This window comes from Bacteroides caccae, from assembly GCF_002222615.2.
GTDB classification, from domain to species: Bacteria; Bacteroidota; Bacteroidia; order Bacteroidales; family Bacteroidaceae; genus Bacteroides; species Bacteroides caccae.
The window spans coordinates 4,361,532-4,384,315 of the sequence record NZ_CP022412.2; the positions used below are offsets into that span (position 1 = coordinate 4,361,532).

Here is a 22,784-nt window from a genome sequence, read left to right on the forward strand (position 1 = left end):
TGCAATGGTCGGATTCAATTATCAACCGGGAAGCGAAAGAACGTATAGCATGCGAAATTGCGACCATGGCGAAAGATGGACCGGTTCTTACCGAAAACGGCAACTTTATCCCTGATACTCGTTTTCATTACATTGACTCTTCTTTGGAGGAACAAGTGAAGGCAATCACCGGAGCGATTGAGAGCGAGCTGTTCATCGGATATGATGTAGAAATAATAACGGCAGAATAAGACAAAGAAGATATTTTTTATTTTTGTACGGAACATAAGAAAATAATTTCGCACCTTTGCAGCCCAAATAAAGGAAAACACACCGAATCATGTCCGGTTTCGAGAAAAGAAACAGGCAAAAAGAGAACACTTCACGAGTTAAATTCAGAAAAAAGTTTTCCAAAACGGAAAAGTTTCTGTATCAGTAAGAAAGAAAAGTTTCCCGAAATTTAATGTTAAAAGGTAACCGGGATATTAGATTATCACTTATCTTTGTATCCGGTTTCGGAACTAAAAAGAGGTTTAGTCAATGAGGGAACGCTGTGCAAATCGGCGACAGTACCCGCTGCTGTAATTCTCTGTGAATCCGCACACTATGTCACTGCATCGGCTGATGTGGGAAGGCGTTGCGAGGGAGAGATAAGTCAGAAGACCTGCCGGAACAAATCAACCATATTATTAATGTCTAACACTTTCGGGAGTTAAAGTTATGAACTACGCGGAAATTTGTATCATCAAACGTGATGGTAAAAGAGAAGATTTCTCTATCAGCAAGATTAAGAATGCAATCAGCAAGGCATTCAGTGCGACAGGCATTCAGGATGAACAGCAATTAATTGCTGATATCACGATGAATGTAATCAGCCAGTTTGCCACCCCTACGATTACCGTAGAGGAAATCCAGGACTTAGTAGAAAAAGCATTGATGAAGGTACGGCCGGAGGTCGCCAAAAAGTACATCATCTACCGTGAATGGCGGAATACGGAACGAGACAAGAAAACCCAGATGAAGCACGTCATGGATGGTATTGTCGCTATCGACAAGAACGATGTAAACCTAAGCAACGCCAATATGAGCAGCCATACACCTGCCGGACAGATGATGACGTTTGCATCGGAAGTAACCAAAGATTATACTTATAAATACCTGTTGCCGAAGCGTTTTGCCGAAGCTCACCAACTGGGAGACATTCATATTCATGACTTGGATTATTATCCGACAAAAACGACGACTTGTATCCAATATGACATGGATGATTTGTTCGAACGCGGTTTCCGTACCAAAAACGGCAGTATCCGCACCCCACAAAGCATTCAAAGTTATGCAACTCTGGCTACGATCATCTTCCAGACAAACCAGAACGAGCAGCACGGCGGACAGGCAATTCCCGCCTTCGACTTTTTCATGGCAAAGGGTGTGGCCAAGTCATTCCGCAAGCATTTATCTTCTTTCATCAATTTCTATGTGGCCATGGAAAACGGTATACAGGCCGATGAAAAAGCGATCCGCACACTGATTAAAGAATATCTGCCGTCTATCCAATCCGGTGAACGGGAACGGGAAACGTTACGCATCGCCCTGATAGCCCTGCAAATCAATATTGACAAAGAGCACTTGGCACGCATCATAGAGAAGGCATACCAACAGACACGGAAAGATACGCATCAGGCAATGGAAGGATTTATACACAACCTGAACACGATGCATTCCCGTGGTGGTAACCAGGTGGTATTCAGCTCTATCAACTACGGCACGGATACTTCCGCTGAAGGCCGCATGGTGATTGAGGAGCTACTGAAGGCCACGATTGAAGGGTTGGGAACCCGTGGTGAAGTACCCGTATTCCCGATTCAGATCTTCAAAGTGAAAGACGGAGTTTCTTATTCGGAAAAGGACTATGAGAAGGCTATGAAAATGGAAAGCATCGAAGAGGCCATGAAAGCAACTTACGAAGCTCCTAATTTCGACCTGCTGCTGAAAGCCTGCCAGACGACATCGAAAGCTCTTTTTCCAAATTTCATGTTCCTCGATACTCCTTTCAACAAGAACGAAAAATGGAAAGCAGACGACCCGAAACGTTATATTTACGAGCTGGCAACAATGGGTTGCCGCACTCGTGTGTTTGAAAACGTAGCCGGAGAGAAATCGTCTTTAGGACGCGGCAACCTTTCATTCACAACACTAAATATGCCCCGACTGGCTATCGAAGCTCGTATCAAAGCTGAAAATCTGATAGAGGACGAACGCAACAAAGACGCTATCGAACAGAAAGCAAAGGAGATTTTCATGGAATCGGTACGTAACACGGCTACTTTAGTGGCCGACCAGCTTTACGAACGTTATCAATATCAGCGTACAGCCCTTGCACGCCAGTTCCCCTTTATGATGGGAAATGATGTATGGAAAGGCGGCGGCACACTGAACCCAAACGAACAGGTAGGTGACGTGCTGCGTAGCGGTACGCTGGGAATCGGATTCATCGGCGGGCACAACGCAATGGTTGCTCTCTACGGAGAAGGCCACGGGCATAGCCAAAAGGCATGGGACACATTGTACGAGGCCGTAACGGAAATGAACAAGGTAGCGGATGAATATAAAGCGAAATATAACCTGAACTATTCTGTACTGGCTACTCCCGCCGAAGGTCTTTCCGGACGTTTCACCAAAATGGACCGCCGGAAATTCGGTAAAATTCCGGGAGTAACGGACAGGGACTATTATGTCAACTCATTCCACGTAGACGTGAAAGAGCCTATCAGTATTGTTGAAAAAATCAAATGCGAAGCTCCTTTCCACGCTATTACCCGTGGCGGACACATCACATATGTGGAACTGGACGGAGAAGCACAGAAAAATGTACGTGCCATTGCCAAAATAGTAAAGGTGATGCACGACGAGGGTATCGGTTACGGCTCTATCAATCATCCGGTAGACACCTGCCATAACTGCGGCTACAAAGGGGTGATTTTCGACAAATGCCCCGTATGCCAGAGTGAAAGCATTCTCCGGATGCGCCGCATCACCGGCTACCTGACAGGTGACTTAAGTTCGTGGAACTCCGCTAAACGGGCGGAAGAAAAAGACCGCGTAAAACACTTGTAAAAATTGAGAGTTGAGAACTTTACTTATATTTTCATATCCTAATTTACAATGACAACTCTTGACTCTCAACTTTCAACTCTCCGCTTGTTAGGAACTTATCCGGAAACAATCGTTGACGGTGAGGGGATACGGTATTCCATTTATCTTGCCGGATGTTCCCATCACTGTCCCGGTTGTCATAACCCGGAAAGTTGGAATCCGAACGCAGGTGAAGAACTTACGGAAGAAAAGATACAATCGATTATCCGGGAAATCAAAGCGAATCCTTTACTGGATGGAGTCACTTTCTCCGGGGGGGATCCCTTGTTCTACCCGGAAGAATTTCTGGCGCTTGTCAAAAGAGTGAAAGAGGAAACAGGAATGAATATATGGTGTTACACAGGATATACGTATGAAGAAATCCGGGAACAACCCCGACTGAATGCGGTTCTTCCTTATATAAACGTATTGGTAGACGGACGTTTCGAACAGGATCTTTTCTCTCCTTATCTGGAATTTCGTGGAAGTAGTAATCAACGAATCCTAAAATTATCAGACCGTTTTCAACCATAAAAACAGACGGTTGCCGGCACTAAAGACAAAGTCTCCCCGGCATCCCGGACAGCACCACCGGCTGCACTAAAAAAACTTATTTTTTTAAGAAAACGAAAACACGTAAAGCGCTGTTTTGTTTACTTTTACAGAAAAAAGAAAATTCTACAAGAATAAGTTTTTATGATACAATCAGTAAATCCTGCTCCAACGGACGAAACCGACGGACTACCAATGCCCAGACGTATCTGGGCGGTAATCTCCGTCGGATTCGCTCTTTGTATGTCAGTATTGGACGTTAACATTATTAACATCGTACTCCCCACCCTTTCGCACGATTTCGGGACTTCCCCCGCCGTGACTACCTGGATTATCAACGGTTACCAGTTGGCAATCGTTGTTTCTCTATTGTCTTTTTCCGCTTTGGGGGAGATTATCGGTTATCGAAAAGTATATCTTTCGGGGATTGGGTTATTCTGTATCACTTCACTGATTTGCGCCCTGTCCGATTCATTCTGGACATTGACGATCGCCCGCATTTTTCAAGGATTCAGCGCTTCGGCTATTACAAGTGTGAACACGGCGCAGTTACGATATATTTATCCGAAAAGCCAGCTCGGACGCGGAATGGGAATTAATGCCATGGTAGTAGCGATCTCTGCCGCCGCAGGACCTTCCGTAGCCAGCGGGATTCTTTCCATTGCCAGTTGGCACTGGCTGTTCGCGATCAACGTACCCTTGGGAATTACGGCATTAGTGCTGGGTATGAAGCATTTACCGAGACAAGAAGAACGCACGAAACGAAAGTTCGATACGATCAGTGCCATAGCCAATGCTATTACTTTCGGATTACTGATTTACACGCTGGACGGATTCGCACATCACGAAAAAATGGATTTTCTTTTCATCCAATTAATTGTTCTCGTGGTGGTGGGTACTTATTACGTGCGCCGTCAACTCAGCCAAGCCACTCCGTTACTACCCTTGGACCTATTACGTATCCCTATTTTCCGACTGTCTATCCTGACCTCCATTTGTTCGTTTATCGCGCAAATGTCGGCAATGGTTTCTTTACCCTTTTTCCTGCAAAACACCTTGGGACACAGTGAAGTTATGACAGGACTCCTGCTAACCCCGTGGCCGTTGGCGACCCTCGTCACTGCTCCTTTGGCGGGATACCTGGTGGAACGGATTCATCCGGGAATATTAGGAAGCGTCGGTATGGTGCTGTTTGCCGTGGGGCTTTTCTCCCTGTCCGGCCTGACTGCCGAGTCCTCCGATATCAGCTTAATCCTACGGCTGATGCTATGTGGTGCAGGTTTCGGGCTTTTTCAGACACCGAACAACAGTACAATTATTTCTTCTGCTCCGACGAAACGTTCGGGAGGAGCAAGCGGAATGCTGGGTATGGCACGCCTGTTGGGACAGACATCGGGAACTACGCTCGTCGCATTACTTTTCAGTTTCGTTATTCCAGGTAAAAGCACGGCGGTCTGCCTGATAGTAGGAAGCATATTTGCAGTGGTAGCGGCAATCGTTAGTAGTTTGAGACTTTCGCAACCTTCTACATTAAAAAACAATTCATAAATTGAGGCCGGCACGATAGGTGGGCTACTACTGACCTTCTACCGGCCTCGCAGCAAAAAAATCAATATTCCGTTTCACGAATCACCTCTACCAGCCGGCAGAAATCCTCCGGATATACGTCACCGATGTTTCCGATACGGAAAGTGTCGGCTTTTGAGATTTTGCCCGGATAGATGACGAACCCTTTGCTTTTCAGTGCCAGATAGAAAGCCTTAAAGTCAAAATCCTTATGCGGGTAAAGGAAAGAAGTGATAATCGGTGACTGAATAGCGTCGTCGAGCAAAGTTTGGAAACCGAGAGAACGCATCCCTTCTACTAATATACGATGATTTTCGCAATAACGCTGGTAACGTGCTTCTACCCCTCCTTCTTCGAGAAGTTCGGCCAACGCCTGTTTGAAAGCGCGGACTACATGAGTAGGAGAAGTGAAGCGCCATTTTCCATGCCCTTTTTCCATAGTTTCCCATTGGTCGTAGATGTCCAGAGAAAGAGAGCGGGCCACCCCCTTGCAACGCATCAATTCCGAACGGCGGGCAATGATAAACCCGAATCCGGGTACGCCTTGAATACATTTGTTGGAACTGCTGATAAGAAAGTCAATTCCTAATTCATTTACATCCAACGGAATTCCTCCGAAGCTGCTCATGCAGTCAACAATCAGTTTCTTGCCATGCATTTTGACGATGTGGGACAACTCTTTGATAGGGTTCAAAATTCCCGTAGTCGTTTCACAATGTACAAAAGCCACATGAGTGACATCGGAATTATTGCTCAAATAGTCGTCTACATATTCCACAGATACCTGCTCTGTTTCTTCAAAAGCGAGCATATCATAATCGAGGTGATAATATTCGGCAATATTACCCATGCGGTCTCCGTAAGCGCCGTTGCTGCAAATCAGAAGTTTGTCTTTCGGAGTGATAGTGGCGCCAAGTACAGCTTCCACGCAATAGGTCCCGCTTCCCTGCAAAAGTACAGAAGTATAATCTTTAATATTCTTTGTGGCAATGCTCACCAGATCTTTGCGCAATTCCTGAACAATGCCGAGGTTATAATCTTCGTCCCATGTACACCAGTCAGTCATCATGGTTTCTTTTACTGTTTCAGACGTGGTCAGAGGACCGGGAGTTAATAATAAATATGGTTTCATAATGATACATTTTTTTACCAGCACAGTGCTGGAATAAAGTTTCTTTGCGATATATTGTTATAAAAAGTACAGAAGCGGTTACCGTTCCGCTTATCATCTGTCAGCGTTCATTCTTTCGATCAATGCAGGCAGTTCCTCCATGGAAAGAATCACATAAGAGGCACCTGCAGCAAACATACGTTCCTTCACATCAGCGATGCGAGCTTCAAGTTCGGCAGCCGGCATGGCCTTTGTTTCGGCCTCGGTGAGAGCCATTTCGTTACTTCCGAGAACAACTCCCACACTGCAAACCTTTGCGTTGACTCCCTCTTTGATGTCGGCAATCGTGTCCCCAACTTTTACTACGGCATCAAGACTGTCGACACCCAGCTTTATCAGGTTTTCAAAAATCATGTAAGGAGCCGGACGTCCGGCGGGAAGTAAGTTCGGAGTAGCACAGTAATCCACCCGATACCCTTTTGCCTGCGCAGCAGGAAGAACAACATTCATCATTTCGCGGGTATATCCGGTAGTAGAGCCAATTTTCAGACCTTCGGCACGCAGTTTCTCCAGTGTCGGAATCACGCCCGGAATAGGGTCTGTGTAATTTTCGAGCGAGGCAAACAGATGTTTTTCAAAAAGACGGTTCAATTCCACCACATCTTCCTCCGTCCAGGCACGCTGATAACGCGTAGCAAACTGTTCATTCACCTCGGGCATCGACAGCAACTCGCGAATATGCTGAATCTTTGGTAACCCCATTGGTTTGCGGGTCTGCACCACATCTATAATCAGTCCTTTTTCGGCAAATGCTTCGATAAAAGCTGCCACCGGGGCAAAACATCCGTAATCGACGGCTGTACCGGCCCAATCCATAATTACACATTTAATCTTTTTCATTCTTGTTTCCTATATATAATTAATTTATTTATGATTTATCTTTTCAATAAGAAGATGCAAGGGAAGGAACCGGACAAGAAGTTGCCTTTTCACGTATTTCCTTCCGCTTGCCTTTCCGGTAGCGCTGCATCAGGTAGAACAAGGAAACTGTAAACGCCGTACAGCAAACGATTCCCACCGTGCCCGCCATTGTATTGTAAAATTCGAGCCAGTCCAGATTCGGATTGAAACATTCTTTAAATACCAACACCAATACCGTTCCCGTATAGCCGATAGAATCAACCATTGCGATGAAGAAACCCACATTTCCCCTAATCCGGAAACAGGCTATAAAACGGTCGAAGAAAATTGTCTGAAAACTAAGATAGGAAAAGTAGAGGCAAAGGCTCTGAATAAACAACCACACCAACGGAGAAAGTTGCAAGCTATCGTAATTGAAAGCGACGAAACTGAGAGTTACCGCACCTGCAATGACCAGCGTCAGCAAGGTCGAAAGAACTTTGATATGACTTTTCACTAATGCAAGAGTGGCAAAAACAGCCAGAATAATCAACGTCACAACACCGTCTACTTTGGCAAATACCCAAGAGGAAAGACCGGCGGCATTCACATCTATAATCTTCACAAGAAAGTCTTCCTTGACATCTTGCAGGACAGTGAGAAAGAGATTGGCAAAGAAAAGTAACGTCAGCACAGGGGCAAAGTTGCGGAAAAGTTCCCAACGTTGTTGTCTGTCCAACGTGACACGCTCCACACGCAACGCTTTATCTTCGGCAGTCGGCTTGGGTAGGTGGTCGAGAATGTATCCCAGCCCCGCCAACAGAGGCAGCGCTACCGCACCAATCAACGCAGGCATCCAAAACTCGCTGACATTCAAGATATCGACTACGAAAAGCCCGATCGACTTTGCCGTACCACTACTCACCGCAATACTCAGCCCGAAAAGGGAAGCGAGTAAGTCCGTCACCCGCCGGCCTTCGAGGAAGCTGAAGATAACGCCCCACATACAACCCAACGATAGCCCGTTGAAGAACAACGCCAGCACATTGAACGGACGAGGCAGACATCCGAAAAGAACTAAAGAGAGCTCGGCAACCCCAATGGAGACAAGAATGAATTTCAGGCGGCCCTCTCTCTTCAGTTCAGAAATAAGTTTGATTCCGATAAACTTGGATACCATGTACCCGAATATCTGAATGATGCTTGTTGCCACTTTATAATCCATGCCGAACAGTTCCATGCCGTCGAATGTAGCAGCGGTGAATGGCTTGCGAAGCGCATACACCAGTGAGTAAGACAACAGCGCCGCACCTCCCGCATAGAAGATAAAAAGTAAATCAGAAAGTTTTTTTTGAGCCGAAGGCGACAGTTTTTCTTTGAAATTCATATAGCGTCATTTTTTGTTTCCGGTGCAAATGTAGGACACCGGGACGAGTGAAAAAATGAATTTCAATGAATCATATCGTATATTTTTCTTTTCGGACAGAGTGAAATATTAATGTAATATTCATGCAACAAAATCATAATACATTAGTCATTCCTTTGCAACGAAATTCAATTTGCAACCTCAAGAATCATGGATGAACTGACCGATATTTACAAAAGAATAGAATACCTGCGCAACAATGGCGTAAAGATGAAAGAAATTGCCGACCGTGTAGATATGGCACCAAGCGTATTGTCCGCCTTATACTCCAGCGTACTGCCTGCCTACATCGACCTGCTGAAAACCCGCACACCGGACGAGGCATTGGACGACGCGCTGGCACTAGTGAACAATGTGTCGAAAAAACGCTTATTAAATAATGTAAGCTCGATGAGAATACTGCTGCAGGAAATGGAACCGGAACAACAGAATGAAGCGGACAGCGGTAACTCATTCATCAAGCTGCTGGAAAAGGAAATGAAAGAATCCGTACAAGATGTTTTCAATTACAGCGGCACTTATCTCAGTTACAGTCTCTCCTCCTCTACGGACAGCCTGAAAATCGAACCTTACATGATTTGCGCTTCCGAAAACAGTGAATATGTGAAAATGGGCATGATAAACGCTTATAAATCTGTTCATTGGGGAAGTGGAATTATCAGTAATCACCAAAACTCATACCTGATGTTCAACGAACGGGATCTGCCCCAGTTTGCTTTGGTCACCATTTACCTGCAACTGCCGCATTACGAATTTCCCACTATGCTGAAAGGGCTGTACCTTTGTCTGGACTATAACCACAACCCCATTGCCCGACGCATCGTATTAGTGAAACAGTCGGACAGCACGGACATCCGGACTTTCTTGGAAATGGAAAGCAAACTGGTCCCGAAAGCGGAACTGACACCGGAACTGGAGGCATATTATAATTATACCTGCCGGGAAGGAGATTACATCAAAACGTGTACTGTTCCCTCCCCAAAACTGGACGAAACTGACTTGGAGCGGGAAAAGAAAATGTTAACAATTTAACAGTCATGACTGATTACAAACGGAAGAAAAAGAGGAAACGCCGTTTCTTGTATGCAGACCAGGGCATTTCTGCATGCAAGAACGGCGTTTTAACACAATGTTAAAACGCCGTTCTTGCATCACAGGAATCACGTATTCCATTTCATTGAATATCAACACAATGCAGCATACTCATGCGCTAACATCCACACCAAATACCGATCATCCCGTTTTAATGAGATTGCCAATCTGACAACTACCTTGTCAGAGTAGAGTTTAGAAGAAAAACCTCAAAATATCATTAAAGTTTGCCCAAATAAGCAGACCGAAAAGTAAAATCATACCGGTCATCTGGGCATACTCCATAAACTTGTCACTCGGTTTGCGGCGGGCTATCATCTCGTAAATAAGGAAAAGAACATGGCCACCGTCCAACGCAGGGATAGGCAGAATATTCATGAAAGCAAGGATGATAGACAGGAAAGCTGTCATGTACCAGAACTGGTGCCAGTCCCATGTAGCCGGGAAGATACTGCCGATCGTTCCGAAACCGCCCAACTGCTTCGCTCCTTCTTTAGAGAACAGGTATTTCATATTGCCCACATAGCCTTTCAGCGTTTTCACACCAAGAGAGACGCCTGCAGGGAAAGACTCCAGGAAGGCATATTGCTTTTTCACCATTGGAAGAAGGCGGTCGGTGACAAGGCAGGCGGTTACTCCCATTAGATAGGCAGAATCGACACGCATACTCAATGTATCCGTCACGCCGCCACGCACATAAGCCAAGGTGATGAAGCGGGGGTCTATGCTGTCTTTAAGGAGAGTCGCAGCATTCTTTTTGCGCTCCGCCATGGCTTGTTTGAAATCGGAGAAAGAAATCGGAGTTCCATTCAAGGCGATAATACTATCCCCCGGCTGGATACCGGCTTGCGCGGCAGGCGAGTTCACCATTACACTGTCTACGACATACGGGAAACGGAAAGAAGCGAAGCGGATACTGTCCGCCAACAGACGTTGCATCATATCATCGGGAATATAAACGGAAGCCTTTGCACCGTCACGCAACACACTGACTTCGCGTGCATCGGCAATCTGGCTCAACATATCACCGTCATAACGTTCGAAAGGAACACCGTCGGCAGAGAGCAACACGTCTCCGTCTTTGAAACCTACGGACTTGGCTGTTTCATTAAAATCCATACCGAGGGGAGCTTCCTGTACTTTTATATATTGGTCGCCCCACGCGAAAAGAATCATTGAGTAGATGAACAACGCCAACAGGAAATTGAACAACACACCGCCCACCATGATCAGCAGACGTTGCCAGGCCGGCTTGGAACGGAACTCCCACGGCTGTTCGGGTTGTTTCATCTGTTCGGTATCCATTGATTCGTCAATCATACCGGCTATCTTGACATAGCCACCCAACGGCAACCACCCGACAGCATATTCTGTTTCGCTTTTCTTTGGTTTGAACTTGAACAAAGTGAACCAAGGGTCGAAGAATAAGCAGAATTTTTCCACCCGCACTTTGAACAAACGGGCAAATAAGAAATGCCCGCCTTCATGAATGATGACGAGCAACGAAAGGCTCATTATCAATTGCAGGGCACGAATCAAAAATGTTTCCATGTTTATTATTTACAAATTACTAATTACAAATTATTTCTGAGGATTTTGCCGGCGCACAAGCTCGGAAGCGATTCTTCTTGCTTCTTCGTCGGTCGCTACATAGTCCTCATAACTCGGATTCGCCACGAAAGCGGCTTGCTCCATTGTTTTCTCTATCACATCACTCATGCCGAGAAAGCTGATGCCGTCTTTCAGGAAAGAGGCGACCACCACCTCGTTGGCAGCATTGACAATACAAGGCATATTTCCGCCCCGATACATCGCTTCGTAAGCCAGAGAGAGGTTACGGAAACGCTTCGTGTCGGGTTGTTCGAAAGTCAGGTTGGTACATTTTGCAAAGTCGAGCCGTTCAAAAGAAGCGCTGATACGGTCGGGATAAGAGAACGCGTACTGAATGGGCAAACGCATATCCGGCATACCGAGCTGCGCCTTCACGGCACCGTCCTCAAACTGGACCATTGAATGAATGACCGACTGCGGATGTACGACCACTTCTATCTGGCCGGGCTGAACGCCAAACAACCACTTGGCTTCAATTACTTCAAAGCCTTTGTTCATCATGGAGGCAGAATCAATCGTTATCTTTGCGCCCATTTCCCAATTAGGATGTTTCAGGGCTTGTGTCTTGGTCACGGTTTTCAGTTGTTCCAACGTATACGTGCGAAAAGGACCGCCCGAAGCTGTCAGAATCACTTTTTCAATCGGATTGCCTACTTCTCCCGCTAAACACTGAAAGACGGCCGAGTGTTCAGAATCTACCGGCAAAATCGGGGTGCGGTATTGCTGTGCCAACTGGTTTATCAACTCACCCGCCACGACCAGCGTCTCTTTATTGGCGAGAGCAATAGCCTTGCGGGCACGGATAGCGTTCATGGTCGGTTTCAACCCGGCATATCCGACCATGGCAGTAAGCACCATGTCAATCGGTCCGGCTTCCACAATCTGGCAAATAGCATCAGTACCTGCATACACTTTAATAGGCAGGTCGCTCAATGCTTCCTTCAGTTCAGCATACTTTGCTTCGTTGGCAATCACAACGACTTCCGGCTGGAATTTTCTTGCCTGCGCAACCAACAGGTCCACCCGGTTGTTGGCTGTCAGGGCATAAGGCTCGTACAGGTCCGGGTGTTCTTCAATCACCTGCAATGCCTGTGTGCCGATAGAACCGGTAGAGCCCAGAATAGCTATTTGTTTCTTCTTTTTATTATTCTCTATACTCATCATTAAAATACAATGTATTTCTCCGGATTAATGGGATGTCCCTTATACCAAAGTTCGAAATGCAGGTGCGGACCGGTGCTAAGTGTGCCGCTATTGCCCACCAAAGCAATGGCTTCGCCGCCTTTCACACGTTCGCCCTCTTTCTTCAGCAGGGAACCACAATGTTTGTAAATCGAAATCAAATCCTGATTATGCTGTACACCTATCAGATAGCCTGTTTCGGCGGTATAAGTGCTTAGAATAACCGTTCCGTCCATAGTAGCCAACACACTTTCATTGGGATTGGCGGCTATATCGGTTCCAAAATGTTTCTTTTCCGCATTGAAATGGTCGGAAACCATTCCGCGTGTGGGACGATATAAAATCAGTCCGTTCACATCCGGTTGGGAAGTGACCGTGGTAAGGTTATATTTTTCATTCTCTTCGTACTGACGGCGGAATTCTTCTTCGCGTTTCGTGCGTTCCATTAGTGTGTCTTCACGGGCGGCGGTCAGCGAGTCGAGCGTCTGCACGCTGTCTATCGCCACTTTTCCACTGAAAATATCCTGAATATTCATAATGTAGAGGTTCTGCTTGTTGAGTATCTGTTGCAGGGAGTCTACCCGTAAGGCATTGTCCACAATCTGCGTGCGGACCTCACTGTTCATATATCCCGGAAGATAATTCTGCAAAGGGGTGAAAGCAATGATGCAGGCCGCAATCAGGAAAAGCACCGCCAGCACACTAAGCAGCACCGAAAGGCCATTCAGTTTTGACACACGAAGCCCTACAATTTCTTCAAGTGTATTCTCATTAACAACCGTTAGTTTATACTTGAACTTGAAATTTTTCCAGAAAGCTCTGCTTCGTCTTTTCTTCGGCATTTCGTTTATTCTAAATTATAAGCGATTACGCTTTAGTACTTTAACTTTATTCTGATTACTTATTCTTCCTCCTCCAGTTCGTCCAAATTCAACAAACCTTCGGGAAGTTCCACTGTGATGAGTTTCTGTTGCTGGTCTATCCCCCGGATAAATTCTTCCTGCGCGGGAACAAGCAATTCTTCCCCTTCTCTTTCAACGATAAAAAGCGTGTTAACCGTGGCGGTATCCACATCTACCACTTCTCCCAACATCCCGTGGTGCACGTCTTCCATACGGAAACCGACAAAAAATTCCCACGACAATTCTCCTTCACCGGCTTCTTCCGCATGCTTCACCGGAAAGTAAACCTCGACGTTGGTAAACATACGGGCACGTTCGGCCGTGTCCACCCCTTCGAGCTTCACCAAAGCGGTGGAATCCGAACGGAAACGGTATTCCTCCATAAAGAAAGGAACGAAAATCCCGTCGAGCAGGCATACCAGATAATCACAGTCCACCCGGTCGAAAATATCGTCCGTGAAGGTAAACTGCAACTCGCCGTGTATGCCGTGCGGCTTGTTGAATAGTCCTATTTTATATACTTCTTCTTTCTTTATCATATTCGAGTAATTCTGGCTCCGATAGCGTTCAGGCGTCCTTCTATGTTTTGATAACCACGGTCTATCTGCTCGATATTACTGATCGTACTAGTTCCTTCCGCACTCATGGCGGCTATCAGCAGGGCGATACCGGCACGGATATCCGGAGAGGTGAGGCGCGCACCGCGCAACTTGAACCCATGGTTATGTCCGATAACTACGGCACGATGCGGGTCGCAAAGAATGATCTGCGCACCCATGTCGATCAGTTTGTCCACAAAGAACAGACGGCTTTCGAACATCTTCTGATGAATAAGCACGCTCCCTTTGGCTTGCGTGGCAACGACAAGCATTACGCTGAGCAAGTCGGGAGTCAGTCCCGGCCACGGTGCGTCGGCTATCGTCATGATAGAGCCGTCAATGAAAGATTCTATCTCGTAGACCTCCTGTGCGGGAACGTAAATATCGTCTCCCCTCTGCTCGAGCTTAATGCCCAGACGACGGAAACTCTCGGGAATAATGCCCAGATTTTCGTAGGAGACGTTTTTAATGGTTATTTCGCTTTTGGTCATCGCTGCCATACCAATAAAGCTACCGACTTCAATCATATCGGGCAATACGGTGTGCTGTGTACCGTGCAGTTCTTCCACGCCTTCAATCGTCAGAAGGTTGGAAGCTATACCGCTGATCCGGGCACCCATGCGGTTCAGCATCCGGCACAGTTGTTGCAGGTAAGGCTCGCAGGCAGCGTTGTAAATAGTGGTAGTTCCTTTGGCTAGTACGGCTGCCATTACAATGTTCGCCGTTCCGGTGACGGAGGCTTCGTCCAGCAGCATATAATTGCCTTGCAACCTGTCGGCGGTGATTTCGTAAATGCCGCGTCCTTCGTCATAACGGAAGTCCGCACCCAAGTTCTGAATGCCCAAAAAGTGAGTATCCAGACGGCGTCGGCCGATTTTATCTCCGCCCGGTTTCGATATTAACGCTTTTCCGAAACGGGCAACCATGGGGCCGATCAACATCACTGAGCCACGGAGGCTGGAACATTTCTTCAGAAATTCGTCGCTTTCCAGGTAAGCCAGATCGACGTTTTCTGCTTTAAAGCTATATGAGTCAATGCCTTTCTTTGAAACCGTCACACCCATTTCCCGCATCAGCTGGATCAGGTTGTTGACATCCAAGATGTCAGGTATGTTGTCCACCGTCACTTCTTCGGCAGTCAGCAACGTGGCGCAGATTATCTGCAAAACTTCGTTTTTGGCGCCTTGCGGATGAATTTCCCCGCTTAGCCGATGTCCTCCTTCGATTACAAATGAAGCCATTGATTGAATTTTAATTGTTTACGATTCCAAAAAAGAGAATTATCTGTCCTGGTTATTCTGACGGTAGTTTCTCCGCTGGTTATTCTGACGATTGTTGGTATAGTTCGTCTTCGGACGGTAATTCTGGTTGAGACGTTCTGCCATTAGACGGACAATATCATCGGTCATCTGGAGCTTTCCGTCGGAAAGTTCGTACAGGTCTTCGGCAATTTTCTTATCGTCCACCGTGTCCTTGTTCCACGCCATGTAGTCTTTCTTCATGTGGTTGCAGATCAAAGCAATCAAGTTGCGTTTTTCGTTTCCTTCGGGAAACTCGATCGCTTTCTTAATCAGCACTTCCAGTGTATGTCCGTAGTGACGGTAACGCATACGGGTAGTGTTGTAAGGGATATGATCCGGACGGGTGACGAGGTTGTCCTTGCGGATGATCTCGTAAGGATAGTCAATATCGAGTTCAAAACCGGACATAATAGCGAGGTGATCCCACAACTTATGCTTGAAATCGGGTACATCACGCAGGTGGGGAAACATATTCCCCATTATATTGATAATGGTGTTGGCACAACGCTGACGCTCTGCACGATCTTGAATGGTCAACGCATAATCTACCATGTTCTGAATACTCCGCCCATATTCGGGAAGCGGCATTCTTTTCTGTTGGGTATTGTATTGCATCTCTTTACTGGATAAATCTTTAATGGATAATGTATATTTATTCATAACGGACACGGCTTATAATAGTTTCTTCGGCATGGAAGCTACGAATTCTTTCAGGTAGAAAGGTTCGAAATAAGCCACGTCTTTATAATCTTCTGTCGCCACCGCTTTCTCTGCCAACGGGAACATCATCTTCGCCAACGGGTGAATGCCGTCGATGAAATGTGCGTTGGGATGCGTGATTTTCTCACGGCATTTGGCGGCTCCGTTTCCGAAAAAGTAAACCGGGTGCTCATTCAGATATTCCAGATAGGAATTTTCGTCCACAATATCTGCGGCAATAGCCCGCTTCACGTTCAGGGCACGGTCATAAACGGCTGCATATACTTCCATGCGGCGTGCGTCAATCATCGGGCAGAGCAATGCGTCTTCCGGCAAATCATGGTGCAACAACACAGGAACACTTAAAACCTCCGGTGTAGGGATAGCGATCAACGGGATATTCCGCCCGTAACAAACACCTTTTGCCATTGACACTCCTATCCGAAGTCCGGTGTACGAACCCGGTCCGCAGCTTACCGCAACGGCGTCCAACGGTATGGCATGACTATCAATGAACGACAACGCTTCATCTACAAAAACTCCTAACGACACGGCGTGTGAAGGGCCTTTCAAGTCTTCTTTCACAAAAATCGTCTGTCCGTCTTGACTGGCCGCTACCGAGCAAACAGAGGTAGAGGTTTCAATATTCAGTATACACGACATAAAAATCAGCTTATTAAATTGTCGCAAATTTACATGATTTGTCGGAAACTACCTAATATTTGCGTAGATATTCTCAGAAGGGGTATAAGAGCACTTCTAATCTATACAAAGTATCATATTCAGTCCAAAAGGACGGATTTGAAGCACCAAATGAAAGAACCGATTCAAAGAATGAGGTGATGACAAGAGAAGTCTTTATCAATAAAATTGTAAAACTAATTTCAATATTAATCAGTTAAAAAGTGAGAGGCTGACTAATAGTTATTTGATAGTACACATAAACCAAAAGCAGGTTAAATTGCCGACAGGAGTAAAAGTATGTCCCGAACATTGAGATAAAAAAAATGCCGAAGAAAAAGAAATATCTATCTTTTCTTCGGCATAAGTCCAACAGGTAAAAGAATCTTTATTCAAGATCCCTTACGCAACGCACGTATCCTTTTTTGTCATTGACAAGCCTGTCTTTATCGCCTCCCCACTGCGTGTCCACAGTCGTGACGAATCTAAGATAACCATCAAAATACATCTGATAGCCGGCACTAAATGATCTTCCTCCGTTCATATCCCGTTTAGAAAATCCTGTCCGAGAATGGATTACCTGTCCATCTTTCATATTCAAAGAAGATAAATTACCACCAAAGTCATAGACTTTAGGTTTCTCCCGGTCATCCCAGTCAAACAAACTGCCGGCCATTATCATCAGTTCAGCCTCATTAGGCAAGCGCCATGTCCCCAAATCACTCTTATCCGGTTTCTGATAATAATAAGCACACGGAGAGTTTCCTTTCTCTATATCGCTCATCAAGGTAGTCCAGGTTTCGTAGTAGTATTCACTGCTCCTGTTAGGATTCTTCAAATCCTTCGGCTTGTCTATCGTATTCGCAATATATTGGGCAACTTCGAACCCTTTGTGATAAATCGTATTAATCTGTGAAGTCTCATTATGTGCCGGAAGTTCATAAATAGCTCTTGAGGCCCTGGTAGTATTAGCAGGTAAATTGTCAGCCCTGAAAATCAGATACTCATGCTCTGTCCATTTGTTGATCAGTGTCTTGCTGAGTTCCTTACCTATTTCATCAAGATGATAACTATGATCCTCCGAGGTTTCCAAGATTCCCAAATCCCTGATCAGTCTCACATCCGAAAAAGGAGTTCTTTCTCCGGGACTTGCCGTTTTCTGGTAATCAAAATTATATAAAGGGGTCATACTATGCGATTCTTCTACAAAGATAATGGCATTAGGGCTGTTCAATGTCAAGTTGGTACTTCCCATGAAAGCTCTTGAGGTAAATAATGCTGTAGCATTATCCGACGGAGCGTGCCCAACAAGCCTGCTCTTTAACGGCAATACCCGCTCTGCTACATACAACATGTTTGCTTCACAAATAGAAGGAATATACCATTGCATTTCATTTGCCTGCATCTGTCCGTCACGGTTGTTGTCCCTGTTTCTCAGGAACGGGGTGAAGCAGGCGTATGTAGCATGATAATACTTCATAGCCAGGTTGGTGTGATCTTTACTTAGTGTCAACTTCGCATTATTGACTTTTGTCATAACTTGCCATAAAGTTTTCTCTTTTCCTCTCAACATCGGATCAGGCATTATATTATCGGTTTCATCTAATCCTCCCGTACGTCTGCTCATCAAAGACCATGTGTTTGCCCAACCATTGGAATAGTATTTATTATAAAAAGCATCCGCTTCACTGGGACCTCTTACAGACCAATCCAAATCAGGGGTTTCATTCACATTCTCCACTCCCCAAACGCGCATACCGTCAGGACTGTTGACAAACACCGTTTTTATGGACATTTGCCGAATGGTTACAATAGCTTGATGATAACGTGACTGTCCGTCAGGAGAAATTTCATGCGACGTGTTCACCAGCAAATCAAACGTACGATCCGGGGAGTTGGCAAAGGTTTTCCACAAATTTTTATCCTTGGGAGCGTTCTCCTGCATAGGATTTTGTTCGTAGAAATATTCATTGGCATAAACAGTTACTTTACAAAGTCCCGAAGCCGCATTGAATACATAATCAGGTTCATTCATCAGCCTGTAAAGAAACTGCTCCAGCGAAAGCAGATTAGCACCCGTATCGGAGAAATATTGCATATCCTCGTTTCCATTGTCGGGCAGAGTGCTTGGATGGATATAGAATTTGAGCCAGTTCGTATCAGCCTTTTTTTCTTTAGAAGGAATATAATTGTTATTCTTCAACTGTTCCAATTCCGCTTTCGTATAAGAGATAATCTTATCACAGAACGGTGTGCGTATGGCAAAAGAAATCATGGCATCATCTTTCAGAGTACCGTCCGGATTGAAGATAGCAAGTTCATCTTTCTTAAAACGCATCAGTCCCTGTTCATAATGACAGTCAAAATTGAATGACCGGTGTGCGTCATACACCAGCCCCTCTACTCCGGGAGCGGGTTCCTCCTCTTTCGCCTTGTCCGATTTTGCTTCTACAACCAGATCATTCATGCCTTTAATGGTCACATTATAGGTATAATGTACGTTACGTTCTATATCATAATCATTGGCCGGATCGTTTTCCGCCGTATATCCCAGATAAATGCGGTAGGTCACCCTTCCGAAACGCTCGGTAGGAGTATCACCGGTTGCAAGATTCTGACGTAACTCACCTGTAAATTCAATATAGGGAGCCAGATCCGGGGCATATTCCGTCTCACCGTTTTGCAGATTAGGTTTGTCAGTTGCACCTGCAACGGGAGACTTCAGTTGCTTCTGTCTCAGATCATATCCCTTCCTTTCCGCATTATAACCGGGGGAAGCCGGAGAAATAGCCTTCTTCGCGATCTTTCGGTTTTCGGGCATGTAGAATGAAGTGGTAATATTGTCGGCATCACCCTCGAACTGGAAATATTCCGAAACCCAGTATGATTTTTTGTCCACCCCGTCAGCATCCCATGAAGCAGTCTGATCGGTTCCTTTTGCATGTTCCGCAATGAAGGTCGATCCCGGCACATTACCAAGACGATATGTTCCAGGCTCAAAAGTGAGTCCGGCAATTGTTTGCAGGTTCAATGTGATTTTGGCTTCCGAGCGTTTCAAGGAGACTTCGATTTGTTTTGTAGCGGTAGAAACCGTTACTGTTTGGGTTAGCGACATCAATAAGTTACCATTCGGACGAAACAGGGTATGAACAGTCATGGCCGCTCTTACTTTTTCCAGGTCTGAATATTTTGAAATCCCGTTTAATACTTCAGGCTCCACATGAAACAACCCGTCAGCATCCGATTTATAGTTCGCCAGAAGAAACAGTGTCTTTTTCCCTGTGGTAAGACTGATATTTTTCAACAATCCCATGCTGGTGGGCGCATCTGCATCCACTTCACCTGTGGATGTTGTAAGATCAGTTGCAGCCTGAATAAGGTCGGCTCTTGAATACTCACGTGAGCATTCCACGTTACCGGAAGAATTGAAAACCCACAGATAAAGGTTATAGATTTTTCTCTCTTCACTTTCCAGTAAGGCGGAACGTGTCTTGGCCGTATTAGCTGCCGTACCGACACTTATATCCACCGTCGTGGGAACTCCCTCCGTGACACCGCTCCCTTGAAAGATTTCTTCATCCGTACAGGATGCAAAGAGGGGTAGTAACAGCAGAATAAAATAAGTTATTTTCAGCTTGTATCGTTTCATAAATAATAAAAATTATCGTAATAAATTCTCGTATACATCATTGGAATGGAGGAAGGTCTACCTCTTTACTATTCCAAGGCTCAACCCGGTAAATAATCTCTTTATCTGAAGATTCCGGCAGGACTATGAATACTTTATAATCCCGATTCGGATAAATAGGACCGGAATATACTCCGGGAGAAGTCTCCTCACCAACATCAAGCAGGAAAGTCCTCGTTTTTGTTTGTGATTCATCTCCTCCTGTAAAATAATCCAATGTCAACTGTATTTTCGGGTGATTTTGCTTTTTCTGCCAGGAATTACTTTCCGGAATATAAGGGGCCAGATACTGGGGCACAACAAACTGTTCGTATAATCGAGCTTCCATTGCCACATAATCAATCTCTCCCTCGGCAGTAAGGGGAGCCTCGTATACAGTCAATTGTGCTCCTTCATTTTTTACCCCATAAGAATATGTACCTGTATGTTCCATAGCCTTTCCTGTTCCTGGGGTGGAGGCAGCCAACTGAGTTTTCTCGGAATCATTTTCCCTGAAAGAGGGAGACATCAATACAGGAAAGTTCAAAAAGGAAATCCTTTGGTAATTATACGTAACCTGACCGTAACGGGGTGCGCTTGCCAGATATACTCTGATACGGGCAAAATCACGGAATAGGGGAACTGTTATCTCTTGCGCCAGCTTTCCTGATGCAGGCAGAACAGATGCCACCGTTTTCCCCGAAAGCAAACTCAAATGTAGTCTGTTAGACACGCCGGGCAAATCTGTCCAAGCGACAACAGAAGTTCCTTTCCAGTCAATAATCTTTTCATCTGCTGGAGAAGGAGTTACACCGTCATAAGGATTATTCACAGGTAATCCCAAACTTCCATCCTGCTGTTCCTTAATAATAGCAGGAAAAGCAGCACCTGCAAATTCCTCTTTGGAGATTTCCTCCGTACCAGCTCCCAGGAAGTCCCATGGAATCTTATTCTGAAGATTGCCTTCAGGAGTATAATAAGGTAGATCCTTTCCTGTCTGGTTAGGAGCATACAATGCATAAAACTCGGTTTCCCCCTTAGGAATACGTATATTGATCTGATATTGTCCGTCCACCCCGGTTGAATTGAAGGGAAGCAGTTGATTATACACATACCGATTCAAATCTCTGTTAAAGATCATAAGTGCTATCCTTGGCTGGGCGGGAGCCTGAGGAAACAGAGTACCGGTCTTAAACCACTGAAAAGGATCAGAGGAAAGTTCATCCAGCAGATCGCTGTCACCGGTTTCAACACCTCTGGTTGTAAGATTTAGTCTGACAGTCACAGCATCCTCATCGAAAAACTGTTCCGAAACAGTATCTTCATTTCGGCAGGATACCGAAATAAAGCAAAGAACCAGTGACATCGTTATCATAGAGTACCTCACAGCCTTCATCATACGAATATATTTAATATTTTTCAACATAACATTAATCAATCAGTTATAGGAACCACATCAACAGCTTCCCATGGTTTTACACTTATACTCAGTGAGAGGGGATTCTGGCGGAAAAACAGTGGAAGAACCGCTTCTTGCCGTCCCGTTATCCGTATCTGCTCGGGATATTGTGCGATATATTGTGCCACATTTACAGTACAAAGAACCTTGTCACCCTGCATAAGACGGATCATTAGCGGGTCCTTGTCATCAAAGCGCAGGGTATTGAAGTCAAGCACGAAGCGATCATTCTCCTCGCCTGCGATAAACGGAAGGTCAAAAGAAGTTTCACCAGCCCGCTGTCCGGAAAGATAGAAACGTGCGGAAAGTGATTCCATTGTCAGGCGAAAACCTGCCTCCTTGTTCTGCTCAAACCAGGTCTGCGAATTGTTATCATCATCAGAAAGGACTACCGCATGGATTTTCACATGCTGGGAATAAAGGCGAACTACGTCACGGGACTCGTTCATAACTTTAGATGTAATATCTGTTTCTCCCAAGTATAACCTGTCAAACGTACCGGATGCTCGTCCGTCCTTTTCCATTAGTTCGGGGCGGGAAACCGACGAACCTTTGTAGCTGTCCTCTTTACCGATAATCGTTTCTGTCAAAGCGTTGCCTACGGCCACCACTTTATAATCCCCTTCCGGAAGCGTGACCTCCAGTGGTGAAAGCAGCCGTTCTCTCTCCAGATGATGCTTTTCTATAAGAACTTCGCCTTTGGCATCAAAAATAAAGACATCAATACCATCCACATATTCCTGTAAATGTTCCTGATTGTCATCAGCCAGATAAGAAAAGACAATCGTGTTGCCAAGACAGCCGCTCAAATCGTCATATACCCGATCACAGGCGGTCACGAGGTATAAAGTGAGTAGCAGCCCCAGCCAAGTGGGTATGTATCTTATGTTCATACTTTATACTAATTATTATAAATCAAATGCAG

General features: G+C 45.5%; 17 protein-coding genes, 1 pseudogene and 1 riboswitch. Of the genes and pseudogenes, 5 read left to right on the top strand and 13 right to left on the bottom strand.

Translation table 11 applies throughout. The annotated features are described in order from the left end of the window. Positions 1-14: 14 nt before the first annotated feature. The 4 genes and pseudogenes from CGC64_RS17800 to CGC64_RS17815 form a co-directional block, all read left to right on the top strand. A pseudogene (locus CGC64_RS17800) lies at positions 15-230 on the top strand (ribose-5-phosphate isomerase A); the annotation flags it as partial. A gap of 248 nt (positions 231-478) precedes the next feature. Continuing rightward, positions 479-665: riboswitch (cobalamin riboswitch) on the top strand. Positions 666-699: 34 nt separating this feature from the next. After that, on the top strand, positions 700-3,093 hold the full coding sequence (locus tag CGC64_RS17805; protein WP_005679595.1) for an anaerobic ribonucleoside triphosphate reductase: 2,394 nt from the start codon (positions 700-702) through the stop codon (positions 3,091-3,093). Positions 3,094-3,141: 48 nt separating this feature from the next. After that, positions 3,142-3,645, top strand: a complete 504-nt coding sequence (gene nrdG, locus CGC64_RS17810) for an anaerobic ribonucleoside-triphosphate reductase activating protein (RefSeq protein ID WP_005679596.1) — start codon at positions 3,142-3,144, stop codon at positions 3,643-3,645. A gap of 162 nt (positions 3,646-3,807) precedes the next feature. Beyond that, positions 3,808-5,211, top strand: coding sequence for an MFS transporter (locus tag CGC64_RS17815; RefSeq protein WP_005679597.1), 1,404 nt, complete (start codon positions 3,808-3,810; stop codon positions 5,209-5,211). Between the two features lie 61 nt (positions 5,212-5,272). Here CGC64_RS17815 and CGC64_RS17820 read toward each other — a convergent pair whose 3' ends face one another. The 3 genes from CGC64_RS17820 to CGC64_RS17830 form a co-directional block, all read right to left on the bottom strand. Continuing rightward, entirely contained in the window at positions 5,273-6,361 is a 1,089-nt protein-coding gene (locus CGC64_RS17820; protein ID WP_005679598.1) for a 2-aminoethylphosphonate--pyruvate transaminase, read from the bottom strand. 93 nt (positions 6,362-6,454) lie between these two features. Continuing rightward, positions 6,455-7,240: a phosphonoacetaldehyde hydrolase gene (gene phnX, locus CGC64_RS17825; RefSeq protein ID WP_005679599.1), complete on the bottom strand. Its 786-nt coding sequence runs from the start codon at positions 7,238-7,240 to the stop codon at positions 6,455-6,457. 43 nt (positions 7,241-7,283) lie between these two features. Continuing rightward, positions 7,284-8,627 (bottom strand): DUF5690 family protein, encoded by a 1,344-nt coding sequence (locus tag CGC64_RS17830; RefSeq protein WP_005679600.1) that lies wholly within the window; start codon positions 8,625-8,627, stop codon positions 7,284-7,286. 189 nt (positions 8,628-8,816) lie between these two features. Here CGC64_RS17830 and CGC64_RS17835 point away from each other — a divergent pair, with 189 nt between their 5' ends. Continuing rightward, a complete protein-coding gene (locus CGC64_RS17835) occupies positions 8,817-9,698 on the top strand; it encodes a hypothetical protein (protein WP_005679601.1) in 882 nt (293 codons plus the stop codon). A 255-nt stretch (positions 9,699-9,953) separates the two neighbouring features. Here the strand turns inward: CGC64_RS17835 and rseP are convergent, their stop codons facing one another. From rseP to CGC64_RS17885, 10 genes are all read right to left on the bottom strand, one after another. Continuing rightward, entirely contained in the window at positions 9,954-11,309 is a 1,356-nt protein-coding gene (rseP, locus tag CGC64_RS17840) for an RIP metalloprotease RseP (RefSeq protein WP_005679603.1), read from the bottom strand. 30 nt (positions 11,310-11,339) lie between these two features. Beyond that, positions 11,340-12,530, bottom strand: coding sequence for a 1-deoxy-D-xylulose-5-phosphate reductoisomerase (locus tag CGC64_RS17845; protein WP_032855590.1), 1,191 nt, complete (start codon positions 12,528-12,530; stop codon positions 11,340-11,342). 2 nt (positions 12,531-12,532) lie between these two features. Beyond that, positions 12,533-13,393 (bottom strand): M23 family metallopeptidase, encoded by an 861-nt coding sequence (locus tag CGC64_RS17850; protein WP_005679605.1) that lies wholly within the window; start codon positions 13,391-13,393, stop codon positions 12,533-12,535. A gap of 59 nt (positions 13,394-13,452) precedes the next feature. Beyond that, complete coding sequence (gene rimM / locus CGC64_RS17855; protein WP_005679606.1) at positions 13,453-13,992, bottom strand: ribosome maturation factor RimM; 540 nt, start codon at positions 13,990-13,992, stop codon at positions 13,453-13,455. Further along, positions 13,989-15,293, bottom strand: a complete 1,305-nt coding sequence (gene murA, locus CGC64_RS17860; protein ID WP_005679607.1) for a UDP-N-acetylglucosamine 1-carboxyvinyltransferase — start codon at positions 15,291-15,293, stop codon at positions 13,989-13,991. The genes rimM and murA overlap by 4 nt, the downstream gene beginning before the upstream one ends. A 39-nt stretch (positions 15,294-15,332) precedes the next feature. Next, entirely contained in the window at positions 15,333-15,968 is a 636-nt protein-coding gene (locus tag CGC64_RS17865) for a DUF4290 domain-containing protein (protein ID WP_032855592.1), read from the bottom strand. 57 nt (positions 15,969-16,025) lie between these two features. Then, entirely contained in the window at positions 16,026-16,715 is a 690-nt protein-coding gene (gene tsaB / locus CGC64_RS17870) for a tRNA (adenosine(37)-N6)-threonylcarbamoyltransferase complex dimerization subunit type 1 TsaB (RefSeq protein WP_005679609.1), read from the bottom strand. A 406-nt stretch (positions 16,716-17,121) separates the two neighbouring features. Next, the gene (locus CGC64_RS17875) at positions 17,122-20,382 is read right to left on the bottom strand and encodes a fimbrial protein (RefSeq protein WP_005679612.1); all 3,261 of its coding nucleotides are present in this window, start codon (positions 20,380-20,382) and stop codon (positions 17,122-17,124) included. A gap of 37 nt (positions 20,383-20,419) precedes the next feature. Next, positions 20,420-21,826, bottom strand: coding sequence for a DUF5042 domain-containing protein (locus tag CGC64_RS17880; RefSeq protein ID WP_005679613.1), 1,407 nt, complete (start codon positions 21,824-21,826; stop codon positions 20,420-20,422). An 8-nt stretch (positions 21,827-21,834) separates the two neighbouring features. Continuing rightward, entirely contained in the window at positions 21,835-22,752 is a 918-nt protein-coding gene (locus tag CGC64_RS17885) for a FimB/Mfa2 family fimbrial subunit (RefSeq protein WP_005679614.1), read from the bottom strand. Positions 22,753-22,784: the final 32 nt, after the last annotated feature.